The sequence below is a fragment of the Streptomyces sp. NPDC026377 genome (assembly GCF_055567715.1).
This window is the reverse complement of record NZ_JBVHPV010000033.1, coordinates 20810-32326: the sequence shown is the minus strand read 5'-3', so window position 1 is coordinate 32326 and position 11517 is coordinate 20810. Positions and strand designations below refer to the sequence as shown.

The window sequence follows — 11517 nt, the reverse complement described above, 5'->3', positions numbered from 1 at the left end:
CGCGGCGGGGGGGGCCGCCCCCCCGGGGGGGGGGCGGGGCGGGGGCGCCCCCCCCCCCCCCCCCCGCCCCGGGGCCCGGGCGGGGGGGGCGCCCCCCCCCCCCCCCCCCCCCCCCCCCCCCCCCCCCCCCCCCCGCCGCGGCCCCGCTCAGGCCGCGTCCGCCTTCATCATGTCCGCGCACTTCTCGCCGATCATCATCGTCGTGATGCACGGGTTGACGGTGACCAGCTCCGGCATCACCGAACCGTCGGCGACGCGCAGTCCGCTGACGCCCTTGACGCGCAGCCGGGCGTCGAGCGGGGCCATCGCGTCGTCGTCGGCGCCCATCTTCACCGTGCACGCCGGGTGGTAGACGGTGTTGTGCGTGGTGCGGATGTACTCGAACAGCTCGTCGTCGGTGCGCACGTCCGGGCCGGGCGCCAGCTCCGCGCCCGCCCAGTCCGCGAGCGCGGGCTGCGCCACGATCTGGCGGGCGAGCTTCAGCCCGTACGTCATCACCCGTACGTCGTGCTCATGGGTGAAGTAGCGCGGGTCGACCATCGGCTTGTCCCGGTAGTCGCGGGTGCGCAGCCGGACCGTGCCGCGCGACTTGGCGTGCGTGACGTTGGGCGTCAGGCAGAACGCGTTCTCGCTGGTCGGGTAGCCGTGCCGGGCGGTGTTCATGTCGAACGGCACCGAGCCGTAGTGGAACATCAGGTCCGGCCGGTCCAGACCCGGCTCGGTGTCCGCGAAGATCCCGATCTCCCACCACTGGTTGGAGCGGGTCGGCATCGGCCGCTTGGCGTCCCACATGATGACGCCCTCGGGGTGGTCCTGGAGGTTCTCGCCGACGCCGGGCGAGTGCACCAGTGTGGGGACACCCACCTCGCGCAGATGGTCCGCGGGACCGATGCCGGAGAGCATCAGCAGCTTCGGCGTGTCGATGGAGCCGCAGCTGACCACGGTCTCGCGCCGCGCGGAGACGGTACGGGTGTGGATCAGGTCCGGGTCCAGGTACTCCACGCCCGTGCAGCGCCGGTCCTCGCCGATCACCAGCCGCTTGGCGCGGATTCCCGTCCGTACGGTCAGATTGGGGCGCTTGCCGATGATCGGGTGCAGATACGCGACCGACGACGACTGGCGGATGTTGTTCTCGTCGGAGTTGATCTGGAACCAGTTGGCGCCTCTGATCACCGTACGGCCGGTGTTGAAGGGTGTGGTGGGGATGCCCGTCTGGGCGCACGCGTCGAGCAGCGCGCTGCCGCAGGGGTCCTCGCCCTTGATGGTGCGCAGCTTCACCGGGCCGCTGCGGCCGTGGTGCTCGCCCGGCGCGTCGTTGTTCTCCAGCCGCTTGTAGAGCGGGAAGACGTCCTTGGCGCCCCAGCCCGTACAGCCCTCGGCGGCCCAGCCGTCCAGGTCCTCGGCGGGCGCCCAGAAGGCTATGCAGGAGTTGTGCGAGGAGCAGCCGCCGAGCACCTTGGCGCGCGCGTGGCGCATCATGCTGTTGCCGCGCTCCTGCGGCTCGACCGGGTAGTCCCAGTCGTAGCCGGATTCGAGCAGCCCCATCCAGCGCTCCAGGCGCAGCACGTTGTCGTCGCCGACGTCCGAGGGACCGGCCTCCAGGACGCACACGGTCACCGAGGGGTCCTCGCTGAGCCGGGCCGCGACAACGTTGCCCGCGGTGCCGCCGCCGACGACGACGTAGTCGAACTCTTCCGTGGCCACAGGGGTGTTGGCCTCGTTCATGATTGCTTCGCTCCTTGCTTCAGCCGGTGGCGGCGGCGGGGTTGCCGGGGGTGGTGGCGGGGTCGGTGTCCTGCTTCTCGGCGGCGTGGTCCGCGAGGACGCCGGTGCGGTGGCGCTGGACGAACCAGTAGTAGGCGAACCCGCCGACGGTGACGGCGCCGACGAACAGCACGCCGCCCCAGCGCAGGTACCAGTGGTAGGGGGCCGCGGCGTTGTACACGGCGGCGCGCGGCCAGAGCAGGTTGACCGTCATGCCCGCGCCCCACAGGACCGCCAGGATGTTGACGGGCAGACCGAAGCGGCCGAGCGAGAAGCGTCCGGGTGCGGGCTGCCAGGTGCCGCGCAGCCTGCGGACCAGCATGGGCATCGTGACCAGCAGATACGCCACGTAGATCATGATGATCGCGATGCTGGTGACGACCGAGAAGATCTGCGGCTGCTTGATGTTGACCAGCAGGATGCCGATGGCGACGACTCCGCAGACCACGGCGGGCGCGATCGGGGTCTGGAAGCGCGGGCTGATCCGGGCGAGCCGGCTGCCGCCGGGCAGGTTGTTGTCCCGGGCCATCGCGAACATCAGCCGGATGCCGGCGGTGTGCACGGCGAGCTCGCAGACGACGACCGCGATCACCACACACCACAGCAGGGCCTGCCCCATGGTGTCGCCCAGGGTGCTCAGGACGACGTACTGGAGGCCGTCCACGGAGAGTTCGGGTGCGCTCAGGTCCGGTGTGGCGAGCAGTGCGCACAGCAGGATGAGGCCGCCGATGACGAACGAGGCGATGAGCGCCCGCAGGATCGCGCGGGGCGCGTTGCGGCTGGGGTCGACCGCCTCCTCGCCGAGCGAGGACGCGGTGTCGAAGCCGTACATGACGTACGCGGAGGCCAGCGAGGCGGTGAGGAAGGCGCCGAAGTAGCCCAGGTTCTGCCCGGCTCCGATGCCATGGGTCTCCACGATGGCGCTGGGGCCGCGGGTGATGTGCGCGGCCAGCAGGATCACCAGGATCACGGCGGCGACCAGCTCGATGAAGACGCCTGCCGTGTTGATCCGGGCCATCAGCTTGACGCCGAAGGCGTTGACCAGGGTGGTGAAGAGGATCAGTCCGCAGGCGAGCACGACGGCATTGGCCGCGGCGTCGTACTTCCCGCTGCCGTCGCCCACGAACTGGAACCACGAGGAGATCTGAGGAAGCGTCAGCTGGAGGGCCAGGGCGACGGCGGCCAGCGACACCATGCTCGCCAGCGTCATCATCCAGCCGGCCAGCCAGCCGACGTGCGGACCGCCCAGGTTCTTGGCCCAGTTGTAGACCGATCCGGCCACCGGGTAGCGGGCGGCCAGCTCGCAGAAGCAGAGCGCGACCATCAACTGCCCGACGAAGACCAGCGGCCAGGACCACCAGTAGGCCGGGCCGCCGATGCTGACGCCGAAGTAGAACATCTGGAACGTGCCGGTCAGGATCGAGATGTAGCTGATCCCGGCGGCGAAGGTGTGGAAGTTGCCGAGGGTGCGCTTGAGGCCCGGCTTGTACCCGAGTTCGGCGAGCGCGGCGTCATCGGCGTCGGCGCCCGCCCGGGCTGGGGAGGGAGAGGGCGGCGGGGGACTGGTGGCGGTCACAGGGGATCACTCCTCGTACGGGATCGCGCGGCGGGAGGGCGGGGGAGGCGGCCGGAGGGCTTGTTCTCGGTCGCTCGCGTCCGGCGGGTCCTGCGGCGGCGAACGGTCGGTGGGGTGCGGTGAGCGGCGGCCGTTCGCCGCCGGGGGCGTTCAGTCGAACCAGCGCTGCGGGCGCGGGTCGGTGTTGCGCCAGATGTGCTTGATCTCCTGGTACTCGGCGAGCCCGGCGAGCCCGAGTTCACGGCCCGTCCCCGACTGCTTCATCCCGCCCCACTCGGCCTGCGGGACGTACGGGTGGAAGTCGTTGATCCACACCGTGCCCGCCCGGAGCCGGGCCGCGACGCGTCGCGCGCGTGCCTCGTCGCGGGTCCACACCGCTCCGGCCAGGCCGTAGATCGTGTCGTTGGCCAGGGCGAGGGCCTCGTCCTCGTCGTGGAACCGCTCCACGGTCAGCACCGGCCCGAACGACTCCTCCCGGACCACGGACATCGACGCCGTGCACTCGTCCAGGACCGTGGGCAGGTAGTAGTGGCCGTTGGCGAGCGCCGGGTCGTCGGGGCGGGCGCCGCCGCAGCGCAGCACCGCGCCCTCGTCGAGCCCGGCCGCGACGTACGCCTCGACCTTGGCGAGATGGGCGGCGGAGATCAGCGGGCCGGAGCGGGCGTCCTCGTCGAAGGGGCCGCCCAGCCTGATCTGCCGTGCGCGGCGCACCACTTCGTCGACGAAGCGGTCGTGCAGCGAGTCCTCGACCAGCAGCCGCGCGCCCGCCGAGCAGACCTGGCCGGAGTGGAGGAACACGGCGGTCAGGGCGTAGTCGACAGCCGTGTCGAAGTCGGCGTCGGCGAAGACGATGTTGGGGTTCTTGCCGCCGAGCTCCAGCGCGGTGCGCTTGACGGTGGCCGCGGCCGAGGCCATCACCCGCTTCCCGGTGGACAGTCCGCCGGTGAACGACACCAGGTCCACGCGCGCGTCCTCGGTCAGCGGCGCGCCGACCGCGGGGCCGGTGCCGAGGACCAGGTTGGCGACGCCCTCGGGCAGCCCGGCCTCGGTGAGCAGGCGCATCAGGATGATCGCGGTGTGCGGGGTCAGCTCGCTGGGCTTGAGGACGAAGGTGTTGCCCGCACCGATGGCGGGCGCGACCTTCCACGCGGTCTGGAGCAGCGGGTAGTTCCACGGCGTGATCAGCGCGCAGACGCCCACCGGCTCGACGACGGTGCGGCTGTCGGTCTCGGGGTTGCCGGTGTCGACGACCCGGCCCGGGTCCTGGGCGGCGACCTGGTGGCCGAAGTGGCGGAAGCAGTTGGCGATGTCGGCCATGTCGTACTCCGACTCGACCAGCCGCTTGCCGGTGTCCAGGGACTCGGCGCGGGCCAGCGCGGCCGCGTCACGCTCGATGAGCCCGGCGACGCGCAGCAGGAGGGCGGCCCGCTCGGCGGCCGCCGTCCGGGGCCAGGGGCCGCGGTCGAAGGCCTCGCGGGCGGCGGCCACCGCCGCGGCCGCGTCCTTGGGACCCCCCTCGTCGACCACGGCGACCGGCGAGCCGTCCGCCGGACAGCGGATCTCGCGGGTCTCCCCGTCGACGGCGGCGCTCCATCGGCCACCGATGAACAAATCAGGCATGACGCTCCTCGACTTCTGGTCACGAACGAAGGCGCCGCTACCCAGGTACGCACACTTCAGGCATGTGACGATGCCGATAGTTTGGGCGGCGCGACAGCGCGTGAGCCCTGGTTTCAGGGGCCGTCCGTACCGGCGCCCAGGTGCTCCAGGACCCAGGTGTGGAACGCGCGGATGTGGTGTTCGCCGGGCACCAGGACACCCCCGTTCCGGTACGCCCGCGAGTCCATGGCGGGCTGGGTGCGCTCGCACGCCTCGAAGTCCTGGAGATTGACCCGGTGGAACAGCTCCACCGACCGGGAGACGTCGGCCCCGTCCGCGACGACCCGTGGCGCGTACAGCCAGTCGCATTCGACGGTCGTACGGTCCACGGCCAGCGGGAACATCCGGTGGACGATCACGTGGTCGGGCACCAGGTTCACGAACACCTGCGGTTTCACGGTGATCGCGTAGTAGCGGCGGTCCTGCTCGTCCGCGAGGCCGGTGAGGCGTGCGAAGCCCGCGCCGCCGTCCACGGTGAACCCCTCGGCGCCGCGCGCGAACTCGGCGCCGTGGCCCACGTAGTACTGCGCGGCGAAGCCCCTGGCGAACTCCGGCAGCACCTGGGTGAGTTCGGGGTGGATCGTGGCGCAGTGGTAGCACTCCATGAAGTTCTCGACGATCAGCTTCCAGTTGGCGGCCACGTCGTACGAGATCCGGCGGCCCAGGGCCAGGTCCGCGGCGCCGTAGCGCTCCACCGCCGCCGGGTCGCCCAGCCGCTCGGTGGCGGCGCCGACCACCGTGTCCTCGAACGACGGCGGCTCGTCGGCCGGACACACCCACACGTAGCCGAGCCACTCGCGCAGCGCGACCCGCAGCAGCCCGCGCTCCTCGCGGTCCACGTCCGGCATCCGCGCCAGGTTCGGCGCCGCCACGAGCCGGCCTTCGAGGTCGTACGTCCACGCGTGGTACGGGCACCGCAGGGTGCGCGGGACCGTACCGCTCGGCTCGGCGCACACCCGGGCGCCCCGGTGCCGGCACACGTTGAGGAACGCGCGCAGGGCGCCCTCGCGGGTCCGTACCACCAGCACGTTCTCGCGGCCGACCTGGACCGTCCGGAAGGCGCCGGGCCGGTCGAGGTCGGCGGCGCGCACCGCGCAGAACCACAGCGCCTCGAAGATCCGCTCCTGCTCGCGGGCGAAGACGGCCGGGTCGCAGTAGAAGCGGCCGGGGAGCGTCCGCAGGAGGCTCGGCGTGCGCTCGGTGGCCCCGGCGGTCATCGCGCGCTCCCGGTGACGCCCGCGCTCCCGGTGACGCCCGCGCTCCCTGCGGCGGGCGTGCCCGCGGCGAATCTGAGCGGGTCGAAGAGAGCGATCGGATGGGCCGTCGTGCCCTCCAGGGCCAGATCGGCGAGGATCTCGCCGACCACCGGCACGAACTTGAAGCCGTGTCCGGAGAAACCGCAGGCCACAGTGGTGGTGCCGGGGTGCGCGGGGTGCCGGGCGATCACGAAGTGCTCGTCCGGAGTGGTCGAGTACATGCAGGCCACGGCCCGCAGGAACGTTCCGGGCAGGGTGGGGGACACCCGGCGCATGGCCGCCGCCATCTCCTCGGCCTCGGCCGGGGTGACCGTACGGTCGAGGGTGTCCGGTGTGCAGGGGGTGCCGTTCTTGCGGAAGAAGGCGGTCTTGACGCCGCCCGAGGGCCCGTCGATGGCGGGGAAGCCGTACACCTGGACGCCGTCCGCCTCCCACACGAAGACCGGCTGGCGCCCGGGGAGGAAGGGACCGGTGCCGCCCTCGGGCGCGAACCAGTACATGACCTGCCGTTCGACGCGGACCGGCACCCCGAGGTCCGCCAGCAGCTCCGGAGCCCAGGCGCCCGGGCAGACCACCAGCTGGCCCGCCGTGTAGCCGCCCCGGGCCGTGTGGACGCGGACCCCCCGCCCGCCCGGCAGCTCCTCCCAGCCGGTCACCGGCTCCTCGAAGCGCAAGCATGCCCCCGCCCGGGCGGCGAGCCGGAGGTGGGCCGCCACCGTGGCCTCCGGCCGCAGCAGCCCGGCCCGCGCCTCGTAGAGGGCCACCTCGTCGTCGAGCGGGCTCATGGCCGGGAAGCGGCGCCGGATCTCGCGGGCGTCCAGCATCTCGTGCGGCAGGTCCCACGCGCGGGCCGAGCGCACCGCGCCCGCCACCGTCCGGCAGTCGGGGCGGCCCACCATCAGCCCGCCGCACAGCAGCGCGATCTCCTCCCCGCAGTCCCGCCCGACCTGCTCGTACAGCTCGTACGCCCGCAGCAGCAGCGGCACGTACGCCGGGTCCTCGAAGTAGGACTGCCGCGTGATCCGTGAGCCCCCGTGGCTGGAGCCGTGCGCGTGCACCGCGCCGAAGCGCTCCAGGCCGAGGACGCGGGCCCCGCGCGCGGCGAGGTGGTGGGCGGCGGCCGAACCCATGCCGCCGAGGCCGAGGACGATCACGTCGTACGTCGGAGCCATGCTTCCTCCCGGAGGGTCGGTGCCCGGCCGGGCCCGCCTCGCGGGGGGCCGGTCGACGTGGTGCCGTGCCGCGCTGGGGGCCCGCGGTGCCCGGCCCCGCCGGGCGCGGGCCCTCACCGCACGAGGTGGGTCATCCGTGGGTCGAACAGGGGCTCTTCGGCGACGGTCGCGGGCACCTTCTCGCCGAAGTACTCGACATGGACCGCCGTGCCGGGCGCGGTGACGGGCAGCCACGCGTACGCCACGCACCGGCCGATCGTGTAGCCGTAGGCGGCGCTGGTGACGTAACCGGCGGGCACGCCGTCGAGGAGCACCGGCTCGTTCCCGAGGACCACCGCCGAGCGGGAGTCCAGGGTCAGACAGGTGAGCCTGCGGGTGACCGCCGCCGGATCGCCCAGCGCGGCGCGGCCGATGAAGTCTCCCTTGCCCGGCCGGACCGCGAAGCCGAGTCCCGCCTCGTAGGGGGTGTGCTCGCTCGTCATGTCGCGGCCCCAGGCGCGGTACCCCTTCTCCAGGCGCAGCGACTCGAAGGCGCTGCGGCCCGCGGCGACCACGCCGAGCCGCTGTCCGGCCTCCCAGAGCGTGTCCCACAGCCGCAGCCCGAGGTCGGCGCCGGTGTACAGCTCCCAGCCCAGCTCGCCCACATAGCTCAGCCGCAGGGCCGTGACCGGGACGCTCCCGAGGACCGTCTCCTTCGCCCGGAAGTAGCCGAACGCGCTGTGCGAGAAGTCGTCGCGGGTCAGGGGCTGGACCAGATCACGGGCGAGCGGGCCCCACACCCCGACGCAGCAGGTGCCGGAGGTGATGTCCCGGACGGTGACGGTGTCCGGCGCGTGCGCGAGCAGCCGGTCCAGGTCGGCGGGGGAGTTGGCGCCCACCTGGAAGCGGTCGGCGCCCAGGCGCGCCACGGTCAGATCGGAGAGGATCCCGCCCGCGTCGTCCAGCATGAGGGTGTACGTCACCGAACCGGGCTTCTTCTCCAGCTGGTTGGTCGTCATCCGCTGGAGGAAGGCGAGGGCGCCGCGTCCGGTCACCTCCAGGCGCCGCAGCGGCGTCATGTCGTAGAGCGCCACCCGCTCCCGGGTCGCCTTCGCCTCCGCCGCCGCGACCGGCGACCAGTACCGCGCGGACCAGGCGTCGCGCGAGGGGATGCGCACTCCGTCCACCAGGGGCGCGTTCGCCTCGTACCAGTGCGGCCGCTCCCAGCCGCCGCCCTCCAGGAAGTACGCCCCGAGTTCGCGCTGGCGCTGATGGAAGGGGCTCGTCCGCAGGGGACGCGGGCTGCCGGGCGGCTGGAGCGGATGGACGACGTCGTACACCTCCACGAAGCTCCGCGCCGAGCGCTCCTCGACGTAGGCGGCCGTGAGCTGGACGTCCTCGAAGCGCCGGATGTCGCAGGCGTGGACGTCGAGCGAGGTGCGGCCGTGCGTCATCCACTCGGCGACCGCCCGGGCCGCCCCCGCCGAGTGCGTCACCCACACCGCCTCCGCCAGCCAGAACCCGCGCAGCTCGCGGGACTCGCCGAGCAGCGGCATACCGTCCGGCGTGAAGGAGAAGACGCCGTTGAAGCCGTCCGCGACCGCGCTGTCCGCGAGCCGGGGCAGCAGCGTCGCCGCGTCCTGCCAGCTGGGTGCGAAGTCCTCGGGCGTGAAGGCGAGCGAGGAGGGCATGACCGGCGCGTCGTCGTACGCCGGGACCGTCCACGGGTCCACCGGCAGCGGCCGGTGGGCGTAGGAACCGATGCCCAGCCGCACTCCCCGCGCGTCCGTGTGCGTACGGAAGTACAGGTCGCGGTCCTGGTGGCGCAGGATGGGCAGGGCGGCAGCCTCCCGCGCGGTGAGCTGGGGCAGCGGGCCGGTCCGCGCGTACTGGTGGGCGAGCGGCAGCAGCGGCACCGCCACACCGGCCAGCCGTCCGATCACCGGGCCCCAGAAACCGGCCGCCGAGACCACCAGATCGGCCGGGAAGCGGCCCCGGTCGGTGATGACACCGGTGACCCGGCCGTCCTCCCGCCCGACGGCGGTGACCGTGTGCCGGGCCAGGAACCGGGCACCGCGGGACCGGGCGCGGGCCTGGAGTGCCCGGCAGGCGAGCACCGCGTCGGCCAGCCCGTCGTCGGGGGTGTGGAAGCCGCCCAGGACCTTCTCCGCGGCGAGCAGCGGCCACAGCGCCGCGCACTGGTGGGCGGTGAGCAGTCTGCCCCGCACCCCCCAGGAGGCCGCCAGTCCCGCCTTGCGGTGCAGATCGGCCCAGCGCTCCGGGGTGGTGGCGACCTCCAGACCGCCCACCGCCCGGAAGCAGGGCTCGCCCGCCACGCTCAGCTGGCGGAGGGTGTCGGCCGTGTACGCGCCGAAGGCCGTCATCGTCCGCGAGACATGTGTCCGGAAGGCCAGTCCGGGCGCGTGCGAGCTGGACCCGCCCGGTGAGGGCAGCGGCCCCTGCTCCACGACGGTCACGTGCGACCAGCCGCGCGCGGTGAGCTCGTCGGCGAGCGAACTGCCCACGATCCCGGCGCCGATGATCACTACGCGCGCCTGGGCGGGGTCGGGGGCGGGGGTGGTGCGGACCTCGTGAGACACGGCCTCACCCTCCTGTTGCGCAGAGCACTACCGGTTGCGCGATGTGAGACATCCTGAGGACGGCCCAGGGGAGCGTCAAGAGGGTCGGACCGGTCGTGGCCCAGGGGTCCGCGATCGACGAACCGGCCTGGCCGGAAACGTTTATGACGTGCAGTCAGGGCCGGTGTTACCCGTGATGACCCATGCGGCGCGAGAGGTCCCGGGCGGCCTCCCGGACGTGCTCGGCGACCTCCGGGAGCACCTTCACCGGCAGCCGGTACACCGGGCCCGAGACGCCGATCGCGCCGATCACCGAGCCGTCGTGGCCGCGCACCGCCACCCCCACCGCGTTGAGCCCGTCCTCCAGCTCCTCGGCCGTCCGCGCGTACCCCCGCTCCACCGCCTCGGCCAGCTCGGCGCGGAGCACGGCCGGATCCGTGACCGTGTGCGCGGTGAAGCGCGCCAGGCCCTGGCCGAGCAGGGCCTCGCGGCGCTCCTCGGGGAGATGGGCGAGCAGCGCCTTGCCGCTCGCCGTCGCGTGCAGCGGGGTGCGCCGGCCCAGCCAGTTGAAGGCGGCGACTGCCGCCGCGCCCCGCGCCTGTGTGATGTTGACGGCCGCGTCGCCGTCGAGCACGGCGACGTTGGCGGTCTCGCCCGTGGCGGCCGCGAGCGCGCGGCAGACCGGCACCCCCTCCTGCGAGATGTCCAGCCGCACGGCCGCCGCTCCGGCCAGCCGCAGCACCCCGGTGCCCAGGAAGTACTTGCCCCGCTCCTTCTCCTGGCCGACGAGGCCGCGCTTCTCCAGCGCGTCCAGGAGCCGGAACGCGGTCGACTTGTGCACGCCCAACTCGTCGGCGATCCCGGTGACTCCGGCCTCGCCGAGCCGGGCCAGCGCCTCCAGCACGCTGACCGCGCGGTCGACCGACCGCAGTGACCCGCCGCCGCCCCGCCGCCGGTCCGCGGCCGCGTCCGGCTCCCGCGCCTCACCCACCAGCACTCCTTCGGGCCGCTATGCCCGGGAGAGGCTGCCCGCCTTGTGCTGGCGTATGCGACCGGTCCCCGGCCGCTCGGCCGACCTGGCCGCCTGGCGCACCCGCCTGCGCTCCCGGCGCCGCTCGCGCGCGGTGCTGCTCGGTACCGACACCACGCCGTTGCGCTGGTTCCACACCTGGCGGGTGACCCAGACGTCGAGGACCGCCCAGGTCGCCGCCACCGTGCTCGCCACGCTGCTGAGGACCATCGGGAAGGCCAGCCAGGAGCCCGCCATCGTGCACAGGAACGCGACCACCGCCTGGATCAGGGTGCAGGCGACGATCAGCACCGACCGCACGGCCGCGTCCCTGATCGGGTCGGGCAGCCGTGGCCGCACCGCGGGTTCCTCCACCCACAGCGGTGGCAGTTCACCCCCTCGCGTGCCCCGAGCCGTCTCACCGTCCGCACACATGCCTTCAGTGCCCATGCATACTCCCTCCCCACCATCGGCGCATCAATGCCTGCCGATTCGCACGGGTCCGTACATCCCCGTCGCAACC

The 11517-nt window shown here is 73.2% G+C and carries 8 protein-coding genes; all 8 read right to left on the bottom strand.

Features of this window, described 5'->3' with window-relative positions; all coding sequences use genetic code 11:
* Positions 1 to 147 precede the first annotated feature (147 nt).
* Positions 148 to 1725 carry a GMC family oxidoreductase gene (locus ACZ4MU_RS34555; RefSeq protein WP_467883496.1) on the bottom strand — a complete coding sequence of 526 codons (1578 nt, stop codon included), beginning with the start codon at positions 1723 to 1725 and terminating at the stop codon, positions 148 to 150.
* A 19-nt stretch (positions 1726 to 1744) separates the two neighbouring features.
* Positions 1745 to 3340, bottom strand: a complete 1596-nt coding sequence (locus ACZ4MU_RS34550) for an APC family permease (RefSeq protein ID WP_467883495.1) — start codon at positions 3338 to 3340, stop codon at positions 1745 to 1747.
* Between the two features lie 150 nt (positions 3341 to 3490).
* Positions 3491 to 4960 carry an aldehyde dehydrogenase family protein gene (locus ACZ4MU_RS34545; RefSeq protein ID WP_467883494.1) on the bottom strand — a complete coding sequence of 490 codons (1470 nt, stop codon included), beginning with the start codon at positions 4958 to 4960 and terminating at the stop codon, positions 3491 to 3493.
* A 113-nt stretch (positions 4961 to 5073) separates the two neighbouring features.
* Entirely contained in the window at positions 5074 to 6216 is a 1143-nt protein-coding gene (locus ACZ4MU_RS34540; protein WP_467883493.1) for an aromatic ring-hydroxylating oxygenase subunit alpha, read from the bottom strand.
* The gene (gene solA, locus ACZ4MU_RS34535; protein WP_467883492.1) at positions 6213 to 7427 is read right to left on the bottom strand and encodes an N-methyl-L-tryptophan oxidase; all 1215 of its coding nucleotides are present in this window, start codon (positions 7425 to 7427) and stop codon (positions 6213 to 6215) included. Before solA ends, ACZ4MU_RS34540 begins: the two co-directional genes overlap by 4 nt.
* 113 nt (positions 7428 to 7540) lie before the next feature.
* Positions 7541 to 10006 (bottom strand): GcvT family protein, encoded by a 2466-nt coding sequence (locus tag ACZ4MU_RS34530; protein WP_467883491.1) that lies wholly within the window; start codon positions 10004 to 10006, stop codon positions 7541 to 7543.
* Positions 10007 to 10172: 166 nt separating this feature from the next.
* On the bottom strand, positions 10173 to 10976 hold the full coding sequence (locus tag ACZ4MU_RS34525) for an IclR family transcriptional regulator (protein ID WP_467883490.1): 804 nt from the start codon (positions 10974 to 10976) through the stop codon (positions 10173 to 10175).
* An 18-nt stretch (positions 10977 to 10994) separates the two neighbouring features.
* Positions 10995 to 11429 (bottom strand): hypothetical protein, encoded by a 435-nt coding sequence (locus ACZ4MU_RS34520; protein WP_467883499.1) that lies wholly within the window; start codon positions 11427 to 11429, stop codon positions 10995 to 10997.
* Positions 11430 to 11517 lie beyond the last annotated feature (88 nt).